28 protein-coding genes are annotated in these 19,367 nt (G+C 51.1%); 27 read left to right on the forward strand and 1 reads right to left on the reverse strand.

Annotation, left to right across the window (positions count from 1 at the left end; all coding sequences use genetic code 11):
• Positions 1-47 precede the first annotated feature (47 nt).
• From rpsC to ACQ4M4_RS07515, 27 genes are all read left to right on the forward strand, one after another.
• On the forward strand, positions 48-797 hold the full coding sequence (gene rpsC / locus ACQ4M4_RS07385; RefSeq protein WP_430683835.1) for a 30S ribosomal protein S3: 750 nt from the start codon (positions 48-50) through the stop codon (positions 795-797).
• Between the two features lie 57 nt (positions 798-854).
• A complete protein-coding gene (rplP, locus tag ACQ4M4_RS07390; protein WP_430683836.1) occupies positions 855-1,274 on the forward strand; it encodes a 50S ribosomal protein L16 in 420 nt (139 codons plus the stop codon).
• 3 nt (positions 1,275-1,277) lie between these two features.
• The gene (gene rpmC / locus ACQ4M4_RS07395) at positions 1,278-1,508 is read left to right on the forward strand and encodes a 50S ribosomal protein L29 (protein WP_430683837.1); all 231 of its coding nucleotides are present in this window, start codon (positions 1,278-1,280) and stop codon (positions 1,506-1,508) included.
• A 13-nt stretch (positions 1,509-1,521) separates the two neighbouring features.
• Positions 1,522-1,773: a 30S ribosomal protein S17 gene (gene rpsQ / locus ACQ4M4_RS07400; protein ID WP_430683838.1), complete on the forward strand. Its 252-nt coding sequence runs from the start codon at positions 1,522-1,524 to the stop codon at positions 1,771-1,773.
• 18 nt (positions 1,774-1,791) lie between these two features.
• Positions 1,792-2,157, forward strand: coding sequence for a 50S ribosomal protein L14 (gene rplN, locus ACQ4M4_RS07405; RefSeq protein ID WP_430683839.1), 366 nt, complete (start codon positions 1,792-1,794; stop codon positions 2,155-2,157).
• Positions 2,157-2,501: a 50S ribosomal protein L24 gene (gene rplX, locus ACQ4M4_RS07410; protein WP_430683840.1), complete on the forward strand. Its 345-nt coding sequence runs from the start codon at positions 2,157-2,159 to the stop codon at positions 2,499-2,501. The genes rplN and rplX overlap by 1 nt, the downstream gene beginning before the upstream one ends.
• A 108-nt stretch (positions 2,502-2,609) precedes the next feature.
• Positions 2,610-3,155 (forward strand): 50S ribosomal protein L5, encoded by a 546-nt coding sequence (gene rplE / locus ACQ4M4_RS07415; RefSeq protein WP_430683841.1) that lies wholly within the window; start codon positions 2,610-2,612, stop codon positions 3,153-3,155.
• Positions 3,156-3,178: 23 nt separating this feature from the next.
• Entirely contained in the window at positions 3,179-3,580 is a 402-nt protein-coding gene (gene rpsH, locus ACQ4M4_RS07420; protein ID WP_430683842.1) for a 30S ribosomal protein S8, read from the forward strand.
• Between the two features lie 105 nt (positions 3,581-3,685).
• A complete protein-coding gene (gene rplF, locus ACQ4M4_RS07425; RefSeq protein ID WP_430683843.1) occupies positions 3,686-4,225 on the forward strand; it encodes a 50S ribosomal protein L6 in 540 nt (179 codons plus the stop codon).
• Positions 4,226-4,227: 2 nt separating this feature from the next.
• Entirely contained in the window at positions 4,228-4,590 is a 363-nt protein-coding gene (rplR, locus tag ACQ4M4_RS07430; RefSeq protein WP_430683844.1) for a 50S ribosomal protein L18, read from the forward strand.
• A 60-nt stretch (positions 4,591-4,650) separates the two neighbouring features.
• Positions 4,651-5,175 (forward strand): 30S ribosomal protein S5, encoded by a 525-nt coding sequence (rpsE, locus tag ACQ4M4_RS07435; protein ID WP_430683845.1) that lies wholly within the window; start codon positions 4,651-4,653, stop codon positions 5,173-5,175.
• A gap of 67 nt (positions 5,176-5,242) precedes the next feature.
• Complete coding sequence (rplO, locus tag ACQ4M4_RS07440) at positions 5,243-5,689, forward strand: 50S ribosomal protein L15 (RefSeq protein ID WP_430683846.1); 447 nt, start codon at positions 5,243-5,245, stop codon at positions 5,687-5,689.
• A gap of 96 nt (positions 5,690-5,785) precedes the next feature.
• Positions 5,786-7,090 (forward strand): preprotein translocase subunit SecY, encoded by a 1,305-nt coding sequence (gene secY / locus ACQ4M4_RS07445; RefSeq protein WP_430683847.1) that lies wholly within the window; start codon positions 5,786-5,788, stop codon positions 7,088-7,090.
• A complete protein-coding gene (locus tag ACQ4M4_RS07450) occupies positions 7,090-7,644 on the forward strand; it encodes an adenylate kinase (RefSeq protein WP_430683848.1) in 555 nt (184 codons plus the stop codon). The genes secY and ACQ4M4_RS07450 overlap by 1 nt, the downstream gene beginning before the upstream one ends.
• Before the next feature lie 191 nt (positions 7,645-7,835).
• The gene (gene infA / locus ACQ4M4_RS07455) at positions 7,836-8,060 is read left to right on the forward strand and encodes a translation initiation factor IF-1 (RefSeq protein ID WP_036002386.1); all 225 of its coding nucleotides are present in this window, start codon (positions 7,836-7,838) and stop codon (positions 8,058-8,060) included.
• A 91-nt stretch (positions 8,061-8,151) separates the two neighbouring features.
• A complete protein-coding gene (gene rpmJ / locus ACQ4M4_RS07460) occupies positions 8,152-8,265 on the forward strand; it encodes a 50S ribosomal protein L36 (protein WP_071819462.1) in 114 nt (37 codons plus the stop codon).
• A gap of 121 nt (positions 8,266-8,386) precedes the next feature.
• Complete coding sequence (gene rpsM / locus ACQ4M4_RS07465) at positions 8,387-8,770, forward strand: 30S ribosomal protein S13 (protein WP_430683849.1); 384 nt, start codon at positions 8,387-8,389, stop codon at positions 8,768-8,770.
• Between the two features lie 164 nt (positions 8,771-8,934).
• Positions 8,935-9,327: a 30S ribosomal protein S11 gene (rpsK, locus tag ACQ4M4_RS07470; RefSeq protein ID WP_430683850.1), complete on the forward strand. Its 393-nt coding sequence runs from the start codon at positions 8,935-8,937 to the stop codon at positions 9,325-9,327.
• Positions 9,328-9,469: 142 nt separating this feature from the next.
• Entirely contained in the window at positions 9,470-10,417 is a 948-nt protein-coding gene (locus tag ACQ4M4_RS07475) for a DNA-directed RNA polymerase subunit alpha (protein WP_430683851.1), read from the forward strand.
• 48 nt (positions 10,418-10,465) lie between these two features.
• Complete coding sequence (rplQ, locus tag ACQ4M4_RS07480) at positions 10,466-10,816, forward strand: 50S ribosomal protein L17 (RefSeq protein WP_430683852.1); 351 nt, start codon at positions 10,466-10,468, stop codon at positions 10,814-10,816.
• A gap of 87 nt (positions 10,817-10,903) precedes the next feature.
• Positions 10,904-11,740 carry a tRNA pseudouridine(38-40) synthase TruA gene (truA, locus tag ACQ4M4_RS07485; RefSeq protein WP_430683853.1) on the forward strand — a complete coding sequence of 279 codons (837 nt, stop codon included), beginning with the start codon at positions 10,904-10,906 and terminating at the stop codon, positions 11,738-11,740.
• A gap of 40 nt (positions 11,741-11,780) precedes the next feature.
• Positions 11,781-12,233, forward strand: coding sequence for a 50S ribosomal protein L13 (rplM, locus tag ACQ4M4_RS07490; protein WP_430683854.1), 453 nt, complete (start codon positions 11,781-11,783; stop codon positions 12,231-12,233).
• Entirely contained in the window at positions 12,233-12,646 is a 414-nt protein-coding gene (rpsI, locus tag ACQ4M4_RS07495; protein ID WP_430683855.1) for a 30S ribosomal protein S9, read from the forward strand. Before rplM ends, rpsI begins: the two co-directional genes overlap by 1 nt.
• A gap of 115 nt (positions 12,647-12,761) precedes the next feature.
• Positions 12,762-12,998, forward strand: a complete 237-nt coding sequence (gene rpmE, locus ACQ4M4_RS07500; protein WP_430683856.1) for a 50S ribosomal protein L31 — start codon at positions 12,762-12,764, stop codon at positions 12,996-12,998.
• 73 nt (positions 12,999-13,071) lie between these two features.
• The gene (gene prfA / locus ACQ4M4_RS07505) at positions 13,072-14,178 is read left to right on the forward strand and encodes a peptide chain release factor 1 (protein WP_430683857.1); all 1,107 of its coding nucleotides are present in this window, start codon (positions 13,072-13,074) and stop codon (positions 14,176-14,178) included.
• Between the two features lie 168 nt (positions 14,179-14,346).
• Positions 14,347-15,612 (forward strand): metallophosphoesterase family protein, encoded by a 1,266-nt coding sequence (locus ACQ4M4_RS07510; RefSeq protein WP_430683858.1) that lies wholly within the window; start codon positions 14,347-14,349, stop codon positions 15,610-15,612.
• Positions 15,613-15,818: 206 nt separating this feature from the next.
• Complete coding sequence (locus ACQ4M4_RS07515; RefSeq protein ID WP_430683859.1) at positions 15,819-17,858, forward strand: FAD-dependent oxidoreductase; 2,040 nt, start codon at positions 15,819-15,821, stop codon at positions 17,856-17,858.
• A gap of 24 nt (positions 17,859-17,882) precedes the next feature.
• Here the strand turns inward: ACQ4M4_RS07515 and ACQ4M4_RS07520 are convergent, their stop codons facing one another.
• Positions 17,883-19,343, reverse strand: a complete 1,461-nt coding sequence (locus ACQ4M4_RS07520; protein ID WP_430683860.1) for a DnaJ domain-containing protein — start codon at positions 19,341-19,343, stop codon at positions 17,883-17,885.
• Between the last annotated feature and the right edge of the window lie 24 nt (positions 19,344-19,367).

The following is a 19,367-nucleotide window of genomic DNA, read 5'->3' on the forward strand; positions in this document are numbered from 1 at the left end:
ACTGACCATTCGTTGCACATTTAGTTGCCTGCTCAAGAGGACAGACCGTGGGACAAAAGATAAATCCAGTTGGTTTCCGCCTCGGTATTACTCAAGAACACCGTTCTCGCTGGTATGCCGAAGACAAAAACTACCCCGAGTTGTTGCAAGAAGATTACAAAATCCGCAACTTCTTTCTCAAAAACCCGCTGAAACTGAAGAGCTTGGAGAATCCCAGCATTTCTCAGGTGCGTATTGAGCGCAAGGCGGATCAAATCGACCTGGAAGTCTTTACGGCTCGTCCTGGTGTGGTGGTCGGCCGTGGCGGTGAAGGAATCGAGAAGTTGCGGGAAGGGCTGCAAAGCATTCTGCGCAATAGCGATCGCCAAATCCGCATCAATGTGAAAGAAGTTGAGCGCGTGGATTCTGACGCTGCTCTGATTGCCGAGTACGTTCAGCAACAGCTCGAGCGCCGGGTTTCGTTCCGTCGCGTTGTGCGCCAAGCCATTCAGCGCGCTCAGCGAGCCGGAGCCCAAGGCATCAAAATTCAGGTTAGCGGCCGCTTGAACGGCGCTGAAATCGCAAGAACTGAATATACCCGCGAAGGGAAAGTTCCCCTCCACACCCTGCGGGCCGATATCGACTACCACTACACGACTGCCCAAACCATCTACGGGATCTTAGGCATCAAAGTGTGGGTATTCAAAGGGGAAATCATTCCTGGCCAAGAAGAAGTGGTTCAGACGCCTGGCAATACTCAGCCGCGTCGTCGCCCATCTCGTCGTCGTCAGTTTGAAGACCGCTCTAATGAGGGGTAAGCCGCTGGTGACTTTTAAGTTTCGGCTTCTAAGTCCTGATTCTCAAGGTTATGAGTCATGTTAAGTCCTAGAAGAACAAAATTTCGTAAGCAGCAGCGCGGACGCATGAAGGGTGAGGCGACCCGGGGTAACAAGGTTGACTTCGGAGATTTTGCCCTACAAGCGCTCGAGCCATCGTGGATTACCTCTCGTCAAATTGAGGCAAGTCGTCGTGCGATGACTCGCTATATTCGCCGGGGTGGAAAGATTTGGATTCGCATCTTCCCTGACAAGCCGATTACAATGCGTCCTGCAGAAACCCGGATGGGTTCTGGTAAAGGTAATCCCGAATTCTGGGTTGCGGTTGTCAAGCCAGGTCGCGTCTTGTTTGAAATTGCTGGTGTGCCCGAAGCTACTGCCCGCGAAGCAATGCGCCTCGCCGCCTACAAGCTACCAATCAAAACCAAGTTCATTACGCGTGAAACGGAGGAGTCCTGAGCTATGCCTCTTCCCAAAATTTCAGAATTTCGAGAACTGAGCGATCAGGAACTATCCGATCAGATCCTGGCAGCCAAGCGAGAGCTGTTTGAGTTGCGCTTTAAGAAAGCCACTCGTCAACTTGACAAGCCTCATTTGTTTAAGCATACGCGGCATCGACTCGCCCAGCTAATGACCGTGGAGCAAGAGCGAAAGAGAGCTGCAGCAGATACGTCTCAGTCGGTTGCAGAGTAAGGAGTAAGGTGCGATGGCAGTTAAAGAAAGGGTCGGCATTGTCGTTAGCGACAAGATGCAGAAGACGGTGGTGGTTGCGGTTGAAAACCGTGCTCCCCATCCTAAATATCGCAAGATTGTGGTTCGCACAAAGCGATATAAGGTTCATGACGAAGACGACAAGTGCAAAGTTGGCGATCGCGTTCGCATTCGTGAGACACGACCTCTCAGCCGAACCAAGCGTTGGGCCGTGGTCGACATCCTTGGCGAAGCAGCTGAGGCATAGCCATTAAGGAGATAGACCATGATTCAACAAGAAACATATCTGAATGTGGCGGACAACAGCGGTGCTCGAAAGCTCATGTGCATCCGAGTTCTAGGCGGTAACCGTCGCTATGCCAATGTGGGTGATGTCATCATTGCCGTGGTAAAGGATGCCATCCCCAACATGGCCGTGAAAAAGTCGGACGTTGTTCGTGCAGTTGTAGTTCGTACCAAGAAGGGTCTGCGTCGCGATAGCGGCATGACCATTCGGTTCGACGACAACGCAGCCGTCATCATCAACCAAGATGGCAACCCCAGAGGAACCCGCGTTTTCGGCCCTGTAGCGCGAGAGCTGCGTGATAAGAATTTCACCAAAATTGTTTCACTTGCTCCGGAGGTGCTCTGATGGCGAAAGGTTCAACCAAGCAGCGGTTCAAAGTTCACGTCAAGAAGGGTGACACCGTTCAAGTTATCTCTGGCAAAGACAAAGGTAAGGTCGGCGAAGTCCTGCGAGTTTTGCCTGAAACTAGCAAGGTGATTGTGAAAGGCGTCAACATCAAGACCAAGCACATCAAGCCTCAGCAAGAAGGCGAATCGGGGCAGATTCAAACCATCGAAGGCCCGATTCACAGCTCTAACGTGATGCTTTACTCCACAAAGCAAAAGGTTGCGAGCCGCATTAGCTACACCATCAATGCTGAAGGCCGTAAAGTTCGCATGCTGAAAAAGACAGGCGAAGTTATCGACTAGGCATGTGTGCAAGTGCAATGGATCTCTTAGGATTCTGTCCCAATTTTCATTGCATCACAGTTACATGTATCACCCCTGACCAAGCCCAGGGATTTTCAGAGGAAGCATATGGCAACTAAGTTGAAGTCACGATATCAAGAGCAGGTTGTTCCTAAACTGATGGAGCAATTCAAATACACGAACATCCATCAAGTTCCTCGCCTCGTCAAAGTTACGGTTAACCGAGGTCTAGGTGAGGCTGCTCAAAACGCAAAAGCGCTCGAGTCTTCACTCAGCGAAATTGCACTCATTACCGGACAAAAGCCTGTGGTCACTCGTGCCAAAAAGGCGATCGCCGGATTCAAAATTCGAAAAGGCATGCCCGTCGGTATCATGGTAACCCTGCGTTCCGACCGTATGTATGACTTTGTTGATCGACTCATCAACCTGTCGCTACCTCGAATTCGTGACTTCCGAGGCATTAGCCCCAAGAGCTTTGATGGTCGTGGAAACTACACTTTGGGCCTGAGAGAGCAGTTGATCTTCCCCGAGGTCGAATACGACAGCATCGATCAAATTCGAGGCATGGACATTTCAATCATTACAACTGCAAACACCGACGAAGAAGGCCGAGCATTACTCAAAGAATTGGGAATGCCCTTCCGCGATAACTGAGGCAGTTTGACGAAGAGGAAACTATGGCGGTAAACGACACGATTGCAGATATGCTGACGCGCATCCGGAACGCTAACCTGGCGCGGCATCAGACAACAGAGGTTCCCTCTACCAAAATGACTCGCAATATCGCGAGGGTATTGCTAGAAGAGGGCTTTATTACTGACTTCAGTGAAGCTGGCGAAGGTATCAAGCGAAACTTGGTCATTTCTTTGAAATACAAAGGCAAAAATCGTCAGCCCATTATCAACCAGTTGCAGCGAGTAAGTAAGCCTGGCTTACGAGTTTACTCAAACTGCCGAGAGCTCCCCAGAGTGTTGGGTGGGATTGGTGTGGCCATAATCTCCACCTCAAGCGGCATCATGACTGATCGGGATGCACGTCGCCAAGGCGTGGGGGGCGAAGTTCTCTGCTACGTCTGGTAGTCTTGCCGTCACTGTTCTCAGCGCCAAGCACCAGTTGTTGAAAGCCACTCGATCCGATGTACATGCGCAGTGAGTGGCTAATCGTCCCACCAGGAGTAATTAGTCATGTCTCGTATTGGTAAGCGTCCAATCCAACTTCCACCTAAAGTGGATATCACCATCTCTGGCCAGAAAGTATCAGTCAAAGGCCCGAAAGGTGAACTTTCTCGAGTGCTTCCTGCAGAAGTAGAAGTCGTGCAAGACGGCACTACATTGCTTGTTAACCGCCGCAACGAATCTCGGGTGGCTCGGCAGCGTCATGGCCTTAGCCGTACGCTCGTCGCCAACATGGTCGAAGGAGTTGCCCAAGGCTTCCAGCGCCGCCTCGAAATTCAGGGGGTTGGTTATCGGGCTCAAGCTCAAGGTAAAAACCTGACCCTCTCGGTTGGATATAGCCATCCTGTCCAGTTCGAAGCCCCTGAAGGTATTCAGTTCGCTGTTGAAAACAATACCAACGTTATTGTTACGGGTATTGACAAAGAACTAGTTGGCAATATATCTGCCAAGATTCGTGCGGTGCGTCCTCCTGAGCCATATAAAGGTAAAGGGATCCGCTACGCAGGCGAATTCGTGAGACGTAAGGCTGGCAAAGCAGGGAAGAAATAGTCATGAAATTAACAAGCAAAGAAGCAACGCGGCGGCGCCACAACCGAATTCGTCGTCGGGTCATGGGCACTTCAGAGCGCCCTCGACTCAGTGTGTTTCGTTCCAACCAGCACATCTATGCTCAAGTCATAGACGATACTCAGCATCAAACTTTAGTGTCTGCCTCTACTTTGGATGTCGATCTGCGTAAACAGTTAGAAAACACTGCCAACTGCGATGCGTCAGCTGAGGTTGGTAAGCTCATTGCCAAGCGCTTGCTTGAGAAGGGAGTTTCGAAGGTCGTGTTTGATCGTGGCGGTAGCCTATACCATGGCCGCGTTAAAGCTTTGGCAGAAGCTGCTCGTGAAGGCGGACTCGACTTTTAACGCAATCTATCTTCATGAGTTTCAACCTTAGATTCTAGATATCACCTCAAGGATTGAGCAATGGCAAAGAGTACTAAAAAGAGTAGCCGAGCGAAAGAAAAGGAAACAGATTGGCAAGAACGCGTCGTTCAAATTCGACGAGTTACTAAAGTTGTGAAAGGTGGTAAGAAGCTAAGCTTCCGCGCCATTGTGATTGTTGGAAACGAACGGGGCCAAGTTGGCGTTGGCGTTGGTAAGGCCAGCGATGTGATCGGCGCAGTTCGTAAGGGCGTAGCCGACGGTAAGAAGCATCTCGTGGATGTTCCTCTGACAAAAGCGAACTCAATTCCTCATCCTGTGAAAGGGAATAGCGGTGGTGCAAAAGTAATGATGCGGCCCGCAGCTCCTGGTACAGGGGTTATTGCTGGTGGTGCTGTACGTACTGTGTTAGAGCTGGCTGGAGTTAAGAACATTCTGGCAAAGCGCCTGGGTTCCAGTAATCCTCTAAATAATGCCCGAGCTGCTGCAGAAGCATTATCAGCTCTACGTACCTTTTCCGATGTGGCTGAAGAGCGTGGTATTTCGCTTGAGCGACTCTACTCCTAAGTCGGTCGTCGTGCAAGTGGAAGCCCGCTTCCTGTTTTGATCTGTTCTTAACCCGTAGAGAAGAGCTATGAGACTTTCAGATGCTTTACCCAAAGAGGGGTCGCAAAAACGCAAGCGCCGTGTAGGTCGAGGAATCTCCGCTGGACAAGGTGCAAGCTGTGGCTTTGGTATGCGAGGACAAAAGTCACGTTCTGGTAGCGGAACTCGACCTGGCTTTGAAGGTGGTCAAATGCCCCTTTATCGTCGTATTCCCAAACTAAAGCACTTTCCTTTGATTGGGCGGAAAGAGTATACCGTTGTCAATGTTGGCGACCTAGCTGAGCTACCTGCAAATACGGCAGTTAACCTCGCATCGTTGATGGATGCTGGCATTGTAACTACGGATGACGGCCCCCTCAAGATTTTAGGGAATGGGGAGCTATCAGTTAAGCTTCAAGTGACCGCTGCTGCTTTTACAGCTTCTGCTCGGCAAAAGATCGAGGCTGCTGGTGGAACCTGTGAGCTGTTAGATTAAGTAATGCGACTGTGTCGTTCAAGCTGCATAGGGTTTGAGGACGGATCGACACGTTTTGTTTGCAACTTTATCTGTTGCTATTAAGGAAAAGCCTCCATGGTTCGCGATAAAACACCAACTGCACAAGAAACATTTTTGCAAATGGCTCAGGCAGCCGGCTTAAGAGGTCGGCTGCTCGTCACGATTGGCATTCTGCTATTGATCCGACTGGGAATTTTTATTCCCGTCCCTGGCATCAATCGATTGGCATTTCAACAAGGAATTCAAGATAGTGGTTTGGGCAGCCTTGTTGGATTTCTCGATTTCTTTACTGGCCGGGGCTTGTCGACGCTGGGCGTTTTTGCATTGGGAATTATTCCCTATATCAATGCCTCGATCATTATGCAGCTGTTAACGGCCGCTCTTCCTACATTGGAAGATTTGCAAAAAAATGAGGGAGAGGCTGGTCGCCGCAAGATTGCGCAAATTACGCGTTACGTCACGCTTGGGCTGTCTGTTCTTCAGAGCGTTGGTGTTGCTATTTTAGTCAGCCCCTATGCGCTTGAGCCTGGCCCCTTCTTTATTGTGAGGACGGCGCTTGCTCTGACGGCTGGTTCCCTATTTGTGATGTGGGCGGGAGAGCTGATTACTGAGCGAGGTGTGGGTAATGGGGCATCGCTGTTGATCTTCTTGAGCATTGTGTCTGTTTTGCCGCAGAGTTTGGGGCAAACGGTTGAATTGGCTCAAAGTGGCGATCGCGGCGTTGTTGGCGGTGTCATCATCTTGCTGTTGGTTTTCTTGGCCATGATCGTTGGGATCGTGTTTGTTCAGGAAGGCTCCCGACGAATTCCCATCGTCTCGGCTCGTCGTCAGGTCGGTCGTCGTCTTTATTTGGAAAAGAGCAGCTACTTGCCTCTGCGGCTGAACCAGGGTGGCGTGATGCCGATCATTTTCGCCTCTACTGTGTTTGTTCTTCCCGCATTTCTAGCAAACTTTTTTCCAGGCAACCCCGTGCTAGCCACCATTTCTCAATCTTTACAGCCTGGCAGTTGGGTTTACGTCGTCGCTTACTTGGTGCTCATTCTCTTCTTTAGCTACTTCTATGCATCTATCGTGGTCAACCCCGTAGATATGTCGCAGAACCTCAAGAAAATGGGAGCCAGTATTCCTGGTATCCGCCCTGGTAAGGCGACGAGTGACTATATTGAGCGGGTTCTAAATCGATTGACGTTTTTAGGTGCCATTTTCCTTGGCTTAGTTGCAACAATTCCGACGGCAGTAGAAGGGTTAACTCGGGTACGAACCTTCCAAGGTCTTGGAGCGACCTCTCTCCTGATTCTGGTAGGGGTGGCGATTGATACCGCTAAGCAGATTCAGACCTATGTGATTTCTCAACGTTATGAAGGCATGGTGAAGCAATAGTGGTTCGATTGATTTTTCTAGGGCCTCCAGGAGCAGGTAAGGGAACTCAAGCGCAGCTTTTAGCGAAAAACTGCAGTATTCCTCATATTTCAACCGGAGATATTTTACGGTCTGCTGTCAATCAGCAAACCGAGCTTGGTATGAAGGCCCAGTCTTATATGGATCAGGGTGAGCTTGTTCCTGACGCGCTCATTTTGGATATGGTTGGCGATCGCCTTGGGCAAGACGATGCTCAGCCAGGATGGATTCTGGATGGATTTCCTCGGAATGTGTCTCAAGCCAAGTTCTTGGATGATCTCCTGGAAAAAATTGAGCAGTCCTACGACTGCGTTGTGAACTTAGATGTTCCCGATGAAATTATCATCGCTCGTCTACTGGAGCGGGGACGTAAGGATGATAACGAAGAGGTGATTCGGCATCGGCTCTCGGTTTATCGAGAACAAACTTCACCCTTAATCGATTTTTATCGCGATCGCCAGCAGTTAGTTTCAGTCAACGGTAACCAGCCAGTTGACGAAGTCTCTTCAGCCCTAGAGCAAATCGTTCAACCTTAGAATCGAAAGCTTTTTGAGAAGGGCATCTTTTATTTCCGCCCTTCTCAAAAAGCATTTGTTAAGCTTAATCTAAAGATTTTTTAGCGATTTTTGTTTTCAGAATATTGATGATATAGCCCATTCGTATTTGGCAAAACTCTTTACCGATATCTCTAAATCTGTTGAATCCGCAAGTTGGGAGGATAATTCGCTTGTCTAAACAAGATCTCATCGAAATGGAAGGAACAGTCACTGACTCCCTTCCAAACGCTATGTTTCGTGTTGACCTAGACAATGGGTTCAATGTCCTTGCCCACATCTCGGGCAAGATCCGTCGAAACTACATTAAGATTCTGCCGGGCGATCGTGTCAAGGTTGAACTTACTCCCTACGACTTGACCAAAGGGCGAATTACCTATCGCCTGCGCAAGAAGTAGGCTCAAATGAAGCCCCAGTCAGACTTGGTTTGACGAACGGCGGCTATTCCTGCTAAAATGTTGGGTTTGTAGTCAATAGTGGATTTTGGACATGAAGGTCCGCGCCTCAGTCAAGAAAATGTGTGATAAGTGCCGTGTCATTCGTCGGCGCGGCAGAGTTATGGTGATTTGTGCTAACCCGAAGCACAAACAACGCCAGGGTTAGCGATTCAAAAGCTAGAAGAAAAGTCGGCCGCTCCATCGTGTGCGTCTTACTTTTAACGCCTGTCTGTGTTCTAGCCCGAATGCTTGTTGAACTGACCGAATCAATATCAGGAGAGTAGAGCGTGGCACGAATTGCCGGAGTCGACCTACCGCGTGATAAGCGTGTCGAGATTGGTCTGACTTATATTTACGGAATTGGATTAACCCGATCAAAGCAGATCTTAGAAAGCACTGGGGTCAACCCTGATACCCGTGTAAAAGATCTCGCTGATGCAGATGTCGCAGCCCTTCGCGAAGCCGTAGAGGCTAACTACGAAGTGGAAGGTGACCTGCGTCGTCTTGAAGCGTTGAATATCAAGCGCTTAATGGATATTGGAGCCTACCGAGGCCGTCGCCACCGCATGGGCCTGCCCGTTCGTGGTCAACGAACCCGAACCAATGCACGTACTCGCCGTGGTGCTCGTCGCACTGTTGCAGGTAAGAAGAAGGCTCCTGGTAAGAAGTAACACTCTAGTTGCTTGTTTTGAATTGAAGCGCTGGGGTTTGTATGCTGCTAATCGCAACAGCTTCCTTGGCAAGCAACAAGTGTGTTCCTTAATGTAGAATCTTTCTTCTCAATCACCACCAACAAACAACCTTCAACCTTGAACCTAGACCGGAATAGATAAAGATGGCTCGACAACCTAAAAAGTCTGGACCTAAAAAACAAAAGCGTAATGTGCCCAACGGTGTGGCTCACATCCAGTCAACATTCAATAACACCATCATCACCATCAGCGATGCCAATGGCGAGGCTATTTCTTGGGCCTCCGCTGGTTCTAGCGGTTTTAAGGGTGCTAAGAAGGGAACTCCTTTTGCAGCCCAAACTGCTGCCGAAGGTGCCGCCCGTCGAGCCATGGACCAAGGCATGCGCCAAGTTGAAGTGATGGTCAGCGGTCCTGGCTCAGGACGAGAAACGGCGATTCGTGCCCTGCAGGGTGCCGGTTTGGAAATTACTTTGATCCGCGACGTTACGCCAATTCCTCATAATGGTTGCCGCCCTCCAAAGCGTCGCCGCGTCTAAAAGCACAGTCTTTTAGGATAGTTAGCGAGTTTTGTTCTGTTGATGAATGCGGGTGTACAGCCGGAAAACGGCCGTTAAGCGCCCAAACTATACAAAGCGTTAGCGATTATTGTTTAGGAGCTAACGAAAGGGAGGTTGATCCATGGCACAGTTCAAGGTTGAGTGCGTAGAGTCTGATTCTGCCAACGATCGAGGGTTATACAGCAAGTTTGTATTGGAGCCGCTAGAGCGTGGTCAAGGCACGACTGTTGGTAATGCGCTGCGTCGTGTTTTGCTCTCCAATCTAGAAGGAACTGCAGTAACAGCGGTTCGCATTGCGGGTGTAACTCACGAGTTTATGACAGTTCCTGGGGTCAAAGAGGATGTTTTGGACATCCTGCTCAATATGAAGGAAGTGTCGTTGAAGAGCTATTCTTCCCATCCTCAGATTGGCCGCCTGAGGGTTGAAGGGCCTGCAGAGGTTACAGCGTCTAATTTTGATTTGCCCTCTGAAGTTGAAATTATTGACCCTTATCAATACATTGCAACGGTGGCTACTGGTGCGGTATTGGAAATGGAATTTCGCATCGAGCGGGGGATTGGCTATCGGGCTATCGACCGTAGCCGAGAAGATGCGACTGCCCTCGATTTCTTGCAGATTGACTCGGTCTTTATGCCAGTTCGCAAAGTGAACTACTCCATTGAGGACGCTCGCGTTGGCGGCTCTTTGGAAAAAGATCGGTTGGTGATGGAAGTCTGGACGGATGGTAGTTTGACACCTCAAGATGCGCTGAGCCAAGCTGCGTCTATTTTGGTGGATCTCTTTAATCCCTTGAAGGACATCACCATTGAGGAGATGAAGAGCATCTTCCCCGATGAGGAAGATCCCCATAGCCAGATTCCTATTGAGGAACTGAACCTGTCGGTTCGTGCTTACAACTGTTTGAAGCGGGCTCAAATTAATTCTGTTTCTGACTTGTTGGATTACTCAGAAGAAGATTTGCTTGAGATCAAGAACTTTGGGCAAAAGTCCGCAGAGGAAGTGATCGAAGCATTGCAAACTCGTTTGGGAATTACATTGCCCAAAGAAAAGGCATCTAAGACAAGCTAAGGCTTGGACGTTTAATCGTTTATTAGTTGATGTAGGTGTTTGGTTGATATGCGTCACCGTTGTCGAGTACCACAATTAGGCAAGCCTGCCGATCAGCGCCGAGCATTGCTGCGATCGCTGACAACCGAGTTGATCCGCTATGGCCGGATCACCACAACCAAAGTTCGGGCCAAGGCTGTGCGTTCAGAAGCTGAACACATGATTACCTTGGCCAAGGATGGTTCGCTAGCTGCACGCCGTGAAGCCCTGGGCTACATGTACGACAAACAGCTCGTCCATGCTTTATTTGAGCAGGCAAAAGAGCGCTATGGAAACCGGAATGGAGGCTATACGCGCATCATTCGGACGGTAAGTCGTCGTGGTGATAATGCCGAAATGGCAATCATCGAGCTGACTTAGTTACGTCTTAGCTGAATGAGTGCGATGCTGTTAAATCCGACTGATTCTTCTGAGAATAGAGAACCTTCTTATCCAGAGAGTCAGAGGGTGGCTTTAGTAATTCAATACTTGGGCACCCATTTTCATGGTTGGCAGCGTCAACTTCATCAGCGCACTGTTCAGGAAGAGATTGAGCTTGCAGTTCAGTCTGTGTTGGGCCACCCGACTACTCTGCACGGCGCTGGAAGGACAGATTCGGGAGTTCATGCTGCGGCTCAGGTTGCTCATTTCGATGCCAAAACGCTCATTCCAGCTCATCGCTGGGCGAGCATTTTGAATCATCGCTTGCCGAGTGATGTTTTAATTCGAGCATCGGCTCAGGTTGATACAACCTGGCACTCTCGGTTTTCGGCGACCTGGCGGCGCTACCGCTACACGATCTATACTGATCCTCGGCCCAATTTGTTTGTGCGTCCTTTTTCCTGGCACTATTACTACGCGCCGCTTGATGCTGAACTGATGCAAAAGGCGCTGGATCCAATGCTTGGATATCACCATTTAGCTGCTTTTCACAGAGCTGGTTCACGGCGAGCCCATTCTTGGCTAGAGGTGCAGGAGGTTGAGTGTATTCGAAGGGGCTCATTTATTCAGATTGAAATTCAAGCCAGTGGCTTTTTGTATGGCATGGTGCGTTTGCTGGTTGGGATGCTGGTTGATGTGGGACGAGGGGTGCGATCGCCCGAATCTTTTACTCAACTCTGGAAAGAACAGCGCCGTAGCGAAGTTCGGTATGCTGCGCCACCCCAAGGCTTGTGTTTACTTCGCGTTGGGTACGATCAGTTCCCGTTCTCGCCCAGTATTTGGTACGACAGCCAACCGCAATTTCTATTGCCGTGCGATTTAGACGCCCCCTCTGCTCCAATGATGTCGGTTCCATTGACGTAAAAGTTTCCAAGTTACTCGATTACGCTAACTGTATACAACCATGAATAAAACCTACCTTCCTCCAACCGATGCTATCGACCGTAAGTGGTACGTTGTCGATGCTAAGGGTCAGCGTCTTGGTCGTTTGGCCAGCGAAATTGCGATGGTTCTGCGTGGCAAGAATAAACCTAGCTTTACGCCTCATCTTGACACTGGCGATTTCGTTGTCGTAATTAATGCTGAAGAGATTGATGTCACGGGCAAAAAGCGTGAGCAAAAGCTCTATCGTCGTCACTCTGGTCGCCCCGGCGGTATGAAAGTGGAAACCTTCAACAAATTGCAGGATCGCTTGCCAGAGCGCATCATCGAACAGGCCGTAAAGGGAATGCTGCCCAAGAACACGCTGGGTCGTCAGCTATTTACCAAGCTGAAGGTTTACACAGGCCCTAACCACCCCCATCAGGCGCAGCAGCCTGAGGTGTTGACGATTAAAACCATTCCTGGAGAAGAGTAATGCAAGCGACTGAGAAATCTGGACGAGTTGTGTATTGGGGAACTGGTCGTCGTAAGTCGGCGATCGCTCGTGTACGCCTTGTACCTGGTAATGGCACCCTCACGATCAACAATAAGCCTGGAGAAGAGTACCTTCAGTTCAACCCTGGCTATCTCGCGGTAGTTAAGGCTCCGCTGGAGACGCTGGGCTTGGAAGGCGAGTATGACATTTTGGTGAACGCCCATGGGGGTGGTCTCACTGGCCAGGCTGACTCGATTCGTCTTGGTGTTGCCCGTGCGCTCTGTGAGCTAGATCCAGACAATCGTAAGCCATTAAAAATTGAAGGCTACTTAACTCGTGATCCCCGAGCCAAAGAGCGGAAGAAGTACGGTTTACACAAAGCTCGGAAAGCGCCTCAGTACTCCAAGCGTTAATTTGTTAATCCCCTGCTTTGGCCGTGTACTTGTTATGCTGCAGGCAGGGGAAGGATTGGAATCAGCTTGATTTCGCCAATTACTTGAGCCTTTTTGAAACAAGTCGAGACGTGTCATGGCAAAAGATGGTATTCACCCTCAGTGGTATCCCGAAGCAAAGGTTTATTGCAATGGGGAATTGGTAATGACCGTGGGTTCTACTAAGCCCGAACTCCACGTTGATGTGTGGTCTGGCAACCACCCGTTCTACACCGGTACTCAGAAGATTATTGACACTGAGGGTCGAGTTGAGCGCTTCCGCCGCAAATATGGCATGGGTGGCGCGAAAAAGTCGACTGGTGGCGACAAATAGCAACAGGTCATTGGCTGCTTCTTGGTGAACGGCTGCTTTGTTGCTTAATTCTGCGCTGTATCTCTAGTGTGTTATGGCTGAAGCTTACCTACTTGACAAGCTGAAATCGGTTGAACAAACCTTTAATGAGTTGACGCGACGTTTGGCTGATCCAGACATTGCGACCGATCCGGGTGAGTTTCAGCGGGTAGCGAAGGCACGCTCTTCTTTAGAAGAGACGGTAGCGGCATTTGAGGCGTGGAAAAAAGCTCAGAGCGATTTGGATGAAGCCCGTCATGTGCTGAGAGAGGCCGGTGGTGATGCTGAGTTGCGTGAAATGGCATCGCTTGAGATTGAGGAGCTTCAGTCCAAAATAGCTGAGCTTGAGGTGCTGATGAAGGTGCTCTTGTTGCCGCGAGACCCCAATGATGACAAAAACATCATGTTGGAGATTCGGGCGGGGGCAGGTGGCGACGAGGCTTCGATTTGGGCGGGTGATTTGCTGCGGATGTATTCTCGCTATGCAGAGTCGCAAGGCTGGCGCATTAAGCTGGTGAGCGAATCGCTGGCAGATATGGGTGGCTTTAAAGAGGCGATTCTGGAAATTCAGGGCGATCGCGTTTATAGCAAGCTTAAGTTTGAAGCTGGGGTTCATCGGGTACAGCGTGTTCCTGTGACTGAGGCGGGTGGTCGGGTTCACACATCGACTGCCACGGTGGCAATTATGCCGGAGGTGAACGATGTTGAGGTGGAAATTGACCCCAAAGACATTGAGCTAAAAACGGCCCGATCGGGCGGTGCAGGTGGACAAAACGTGAACAAGGTGGAAACGGCGGTTGACCTGATTCACAAGCCCACAGGAATCCGCATCTTTTGTACTGAAGAGCGATCGCAGCTTCAAAACCGTGAGCGCGCCATGCAAATTTTGCGGGCGAAGCTCTACGAAATTAAGCTACGGGAGCAGCAAGAAGCGGTTTCATCAATGCGGCGATCGCAGGTTGGCAGTGGTGAGCGTTCCGAAAAGATTCGTACCTACAACTACAAAGACAACCGCGTTACCGACCATCGCTTGGGTCAAAACTTTACGCTAAACCCTGTGCTTGAGGGAGACGTTGATCCCATTATTCAAGCCTGTATTTCGCAAGACCAGCAGGAACGGTTGGAGGAGTTGGCAAACTCAACCGCTGGAGAGGCGGTGTAAGCTTTTTAGGCCGCAGCGATCGTCAATTGAATCAATCTTCGGAGGAGTTCCTACTTATTAGTGGGGGCTCCTTTTGTTTTTCTTTGTGGAAATCCTGGGGGAGCCATCCATCATGGCCGATCGCACGTTATAACAAGGAGTGATCCTCCTCGCCTCAATCTGCTTTGTATGGCTCGGTTCCTCCATGTTTCTGATATTCACCTAGGGTTTGACCGCTACGACAACAAAATACGAACCCAAGATTTTTTTTATGCGCTTCAGGATGCATTAGATAAATATGCGATCGCAGAATCTGTTGACTTTGTGGTAATTTCGGGCGATTTATTTGAGCATCGCAATATTTTGCCCAATATCCTGAACCAAGCTCAGCTTTGCTTTCAACCGCTTCAAGATGCTGGAATTCCAATTTTGGCAATCGAGGGCAATCACGACAATCGACCTTATGGAACCAAGACAAGTTGGCTAAGGTACTTGTCGGATTGGGGCGTGGTCAAGCTATTGGAGCCAGGAGATGTCGCGGCGGGAGAGGAGTTTTATCGCCATTGGGATGAGGAAACTCGACGAGGCGGCTACATTGACCTGCCGTGTGGCGTGCGAGTGCTAGGTTCTAATTGGTATGGCTCAACCGCACCGAAAGCCATTGAAAGCATTGCATCAGCCATTCAAGCGTTGCCACCGGGGCCAGCCCATACGGTGCTGCTCTTTCACCACGGAGTTGAGGGGCAAATTTCACGCTATCAGGGGGCATTGCGCTACTCTGAACTGCTGCCACTGAGGGAAGCAGGCGTGGATTATCTGGCGCTGGGCCACATCCACAAACAGTACGAAATTGAGGGCTGGATCTTTAACCCTGGTTCTACTGAGGCCAATAGCGTGGAGGAAGCCAGCTTTCCTCGAGGGGTGTACTTGGTTGAACTCAGTGCCGATGGGGTTAAGGCTGACCTGAAGACCGACTACTGCCAGCGACCGATTGTGAGGTTACGGCACAAGGTGACTGAACACGAAACGATGGATCAGGTGGAGCAGGGGGCGATCGCGCGGATTCAAGCTGCGGTAGATATGGGTAAAATTGACCCCAGCGTTGAGCCCATCGTGGAACTGCGCATTGAGGGCAGTATTGGATTTAACCGACTGGATTTAGATGTGCGTCAGCTTAAAGACCAACTTCAGCACATGAGCGGTGCCCTCATCTTTTTGCTGAAGTTTGACGCGGAAGAGATGACGTTTGACGAGTATGTGGCGGATGGGAGCGATCGCACCGTAATAGAGCGGGAAGTTTTTCACAGCTTGCTTTCGGCCAATGCTACCTATAAAAAACGCGCTGGGGAACTTGCCCAAGGCTTGATTAATCTTAAGGATGAGTATCGACACGGGCGCTCGGATGATGAGCTATATCAGTTTGTCCAGACGCTAATTCATACGGATGAGCTATAGCCATTCTTGGAAAACGAGAAAGCCCTAATGGTTGTGATGTGACCGTTTTCGTGTGTTGCGATTGCGGGTCTTTACCATTCATGCTTCAGGCTTGGTGCGGTCCTTATCTCACCTCCACGGTTCGGTGTCCGCTTTGTTCCCTATCATCTCTGCTCACCCGAAAGGATTTCATGTTCTTCAAACCGTTGCCGCGTTCAATTGCGTCCGTGTTTACCTCCTTATTTGCTGCATCGCTCGGCTTAGGCTACGCAGTTCCTATCTTTGCCCAAACGGCTAACCCTCGCCCCAACGTAACTTCCGACATTTCGGAAGAGTGTGAATTGTTAATTGTTGGTGGTGGACTGTCCGGGGTCAGTGCGGCTTACGAATCCCTACAAATGGGGCGCACGGTGTGCATGACCGAGCTGACCGATTGGATGGGTGGACAGCTAACCTCTCAAGGAACGTCGGCTCTGGATGAGTCCCGTAGACAGCGGGCGCTGCTTTACTACGCCAAGGGGTATTTAGAATTTCGCCAGCGGATTGAGCAAAAGTATGGCAAGCTCAATCCGGGTGACTGTTGGGTGAGTGTGTCTTGCTTCTTTCCCTACGATGCGGAGCAGGTGTTGGAGGGCATGCTGAAGGATGCCGCACGGCGCGGGCGTGGCAAGCTGAAGTGGTTCCCTTCTACGATTATTAAAGAGCTGGAGTACAGCCCAGATGGGCGCTTGATTACAGGGGCGATCGCCATTCAGCATGCGCCAGCTCCCGGTACACCTCCGTTAAATACTGAGCCGTTGTCCTACTTTATTGAGGATGCCTATCGCTACGAGGACTCGGAGCGGCTCAGCAAAACCGTGATTCGATTTTCGCCAAAACCAGTGCAAGGGCGCGATCGCACCTTGGCCCCACCTCAGCCTGCTCCCTGGTATGTGATTGAAGCCACCGAAACGGGTGAACTCATTGCGTTGGCCGATGTTCCCTATCGCGTGGGGCTAGATCCTCGCAGCCCGATCAATCCCTCCTCTGCCAGTGCAACTGGGGATCCCTACTGTACGCAGGGCTTTACCTACACCTTCGCGATGGAGCGCACCGCCGAGCCACAAAACTACGAAAAGCCCGCCTTTTACGATCGCTATCGTCCTTACTATGGCTACGATCCCAATCCCCGTTTGGCCGATATTGATGTGGTGTTCACCTATCGTCGGTTGTGGAGCCCCGAACCCCGATCGAGCGATCGCGTGTTTGGCGTCACTCGACCCAAACCTGGCGACATTTCCATGCAAAATTGGGTTTGGGGCAATGACTACCGCCCTGGCACCGCCAAGGACAACCTCATCTTTACCCGCGATCAGCTAGCAGCATTGGGACAGTTAGAGCCGGGCGGTTGGCTGGGAGGGCTGCGAACCGAAACCCTGCAAGCTGGCGAAGAATTGGCGCTGGGATTCTTCTATTGGATTGTGGCTGACAATACCGACTCTCAACTCGGAGATGGTGTCAAGCAACCGTATCCCAACCATCGATTGCTCACCGGATTTGACTCTCCCATGGGAACGGCCCACGGATTGTCCAAATATCCCTACATCCGTGAAGGACGACGCATTATTGGCCGGCCTACCTACGGGTACAGCCAAGGCTTTGCGATCAACGAAATTGACATTTCCTGGGTAGATTACCAAGACGAGTTCTACCGCACCAACCTTGCTCCCGACGCTTACCAAACGCTGTGGTACGGTCTAGCCGGACTAGAAACAACTGCCGCCATTCGCAACCGCACCCAACCCGAGCAAATTACTCGCCGCACACGGTCAACCATTTATCCCGATTCAGTGGGAATCGCTCAATACGCGATCGACTTCCACCCCTGTATGGCGGCTTCTCCTCCCGAAGCGCCTGGCAATGTGGAGCGCGAAAATTCTCGCCAGGCCCATGGTCGCGCTTATCCGGCTCAGATTCCACTCTCGGCCATGATTCCCCAAAACATTGATAACTTGCTGGTTGCAGGCAAGAGTATTGCGACCAGCCACATTGCTGCTGCTGCCTATCGAGTGCACTCGTTTGAGTGGTCGGCAGGAGCCGCCGCAGGCACAACGGCTTCCTTTGCCCTATCCGAAGGCATTCTGCCCTACCAGTTAACCGACGAGCTGCCTGGGCCAGAACCCAAGCTGATGGAGCTACAAGCGCTATTGCGCAAAAATGGCAACCCGACGGCATTTCCCAACACATCCATCTTTAATGAAGACTGGCAAGATTGGGCTCCATGGTAAAGGGAATGGGGCGGTTGGTTGGGGCTATTGCCTGTGCCATAGCCGGATAGAACCGTCGAGACTACCTGTGATGAGAGACTGATGGGTGACAAATGCGATCGCCCGAATCTCTTTGGCATGTCCGTTGAGTCGGCCACGAAGTTGTCCGGTTTCGGGGTTCCAGAGGCGTAAAGCTGTATCCGTCCCGCCAGTTGCCAGCAATTGACCGTTGGGGCTGTAGGCGATCGCCCCAATCGACCGCATAGGCTGGGAGGGGTCTTGCAGCGATCGCACGGGTTCAGGAGACCCGACCGACCATAGCGTGACCTGTCCGTTGCGGCTGCCCGTCGCAAAAGCTGTGCCGTTGGGGCTGGGGGCGATCGCGACTAGTTCACCCATGGCGGGATAGGTGTGTAGCGTTTCGCCCGTTCTGAGCTGAGTCAGCAACATGCGGGCCTCGTCGATGCTCATCACCATGACATGGCTAAGGGCAACTGCGCGCACCGGAGCCGCATGGGCACGATTGGTGAATACCGATGGACGCGATGACTGTGCCGATAACGGCCAATGTTTTATGCTGCCATCATCACTGCCGCTAATGAGCACCCGACGATCGGGGCTTAGGGCTAGCGATCGCACTGCTGCTGTATGTCCCGACAGCGATCGCAGCATCGTCCCAGTTTTGATATGCCAAAACCGAATCGCGCGATCGGCCCCGGCACTGACCAACAGTTGACCATCAGCGCTCATCGCCAAGGCATATATCGCTCCCTCATGCCCATGCAAACGACAAAACCCAGTGCGCGTTTTCAAATTCCATAGATCGATCGCGCCCTGTTGAGTGGCACTGGCCAACAACCGTCCGTCGGATGCCACCGCTACGGCTGTAATTGGCTCAGTGGGGCGATCGCACAAGATGGTGCTTGTCCATGGCTGCAAGTCAGGAGCCGGGGCTGCTGGGGACGGTTTGGGAGTTGGAGCAGTATTGGAGAGCGATCGCTCAAACTCAAGCTGCTCGGCTTTCTGCAAATCAGCCTGGGCACTGAGCTCATAGCCCAACAGCGAATTGACAAACCCTCGAAATTTATAAGCCTCAGCATACTGACCATCCATCCGAATGGCCGCTCGCAGGTACTCTAGCGCTTCGGGATAGTTGCGTGCCCCTACGGCCTCGGTTGCCATGTCGTAGTAGACCTGGGCATTGGCTGCGCGGGTGCGCACCATTGGCCGACTCGAGGATTGAGACCTCGTTTGTGGCTGGGATGGGGACACTGGAGATTGAGGCGACATGTGCGGTTGCTCCCATGCTTTTGCCTCCCGCAGCAGCCGATAGGCTTCGTTAATGGCTTTCAGTTTCTCTTCCGCTATAGAAGCCTCTTGGCGATTGCTCATAAAGCGATCGGGATGCCACTGTTTGGCAAGGTCGCGATAGGCGGCTTTAATTTCGGCAGCGGATGCGCCCGGCTTCAGACCCAAAGTTTCGTAGTATCGGCTGAGATCAGACATCCGGTTGAGGTGGGTATTTCTTTA

Origin of the sequence: Leptolyngbya sp. AN02str (assembly GCF_050565595.1) — a bacterium.
Lineage (GTDB): Bacteria > Cyanobacteriota > Cyanobacteriia > Elainellales > Elainellaceae > Kaiparowitsia.

Bases quoted from the DNA above. Each gene is read 5' to 3' on its own strand.
- rplN (WP_430683839.1), top strand. From the start codon at position 1,792: ATGATTCAACAAGAAACATATCTGAATGTGGCGGACAACAGCGGTGCT.
- rpmJ (WP_071819462.1), top strand. From the start codon at position 8,152: ATGAAGGTCCGCGCCTCAGTCAAGAAAATGTGTGATAAGTGCCGTGTC.
- rplR (WP_430683844.1), top strand. From the start codon at position 4,228: ATGAAATTAACAAGCAAAGAAGCAACGCGGCGGCGCCACAACCGAATT.
- rpsH (WP_430683842.1), top strand. From the start codon at position 3,179: ATGGCGGTAAACGACACGATTGCAGATATGCTGACGCGCATCCGGAAC.
- rpsE (WP_430683845.1), top strand. From the start codon at position 4,651: ATGGCAAAGAGTACTAAAAAGAGTAGCCGAGCGAAAGAAAAGGAAACA.
- rpsI (WP_430683855.1), top strand. From the start codon at position 12,233: ATGCAAGCGACTGAGAAATCTGGACGAGTTGTGTATTGGGGAACTGGT.
- rplQ (WP_430683852.1), top strand. From the start codon at position 10,466: ATGCGTCACCGTTGTCGAGTACCACAATTAGGCAAGCCTGCCGATCAG.
- rplX (WP_430683840.1), top strand. From the start codon at position 2,157: ATGGCGAAAGGTTCAACCAAGCAGCGGTTCAAAGTTCACGTCAAGAAG.
- rplM (WP_430683854.1), top strand. From the start codon at position 11,781: ATGAATAAAACCTACCTTCCTCCAACCGATGCTATCGACCGTAAGTGG.
- rpsK (WP_430683850.1), top strand. From the start codon at position 8,935: ATGGCTCGACAACCTAAAAAGTCTGGACCTAAAAAACAAAAGCGTAAT.
- rpmC (WP_430683837.1), top strand. From the start codon at position 1,278: ATGCCTCTTCCCAAAATTTCAGAATTTCGAGAACTGAGCGATCAGGAA.
- rpsQ (WP_430683838.1), top strand. From the start codon at position 1,522: ATGGCAGTTAAAGAAAGGGTCGGCATTGTCGTTAGCGACAAGATGCAG.
- rpmE (WP_430683856.1), top strand. From the start codon at position 12,762: ATGGCAAAAGATGGTATTCACCCTCAGTGGTATCCCGAAGCAAAGGTT.
- secY (WP_430683847.1), top strand. From the start codon at position 5,786: ATGGTTCGCGATAAAACACCAACTGCACAAGAAACATTTTTGCAAATG.
- rplE (WP_430683841.1), top strand. From the start codon at position 2,610: ATGGCAACTAAGTTGAAGTCACGATATCAAGAGCAGGTTGTTCCTAAA.
- rplO (WP_430683846.1), top strand. From the start codon at position 5,243: ATGAGACTTTCAGATGCTTTACCCAAAGAGGGGTCGCAAAAACGCAAG.
- ACQ4M4_RS07520 (WP_430683860.1), bottom strand. From the start codon at position 19,343: ATGTCTGATCTCAGCCGATACTACGAAACTTTGGGTCTGAAGCCGGGC.
- rplF (WP_430683843.1), top strand. From the start codon at position 3,686: ATGTCTCGTATTGGTAAGCGTCCAATCCAACTTCCACCTAAAGTGGAT.
- prfA (WP_430683857.1), top strand. From the start codon at position 13,072: ATGGCTGAAGCTTACCTACTTGACAAGCTGAAATCGGTTGAACAAACC.
- ACQ4M4_RS07475 (WP_430683851.1), top strand. From the start codon at position 9,470: ATGGCACAGTTCAAGGTTGAGTGCGTAGAGTCTGATTCTGCCAACGAT.
- rplP (WP_430683836.1), top strand. From the start codon at position 855: ATGTTAAGTCCTAGAAGAACAAAATTTCGTAAGCAGCAGCGCGGACGC.
- ACQ4M4_RS07510 (WP_430683858.1), top strand. From the start codon at position 14,347: ATGGCTCGGTTCCTCCATGTTTCTGATATTCACCTAGGGTTTGACCGC.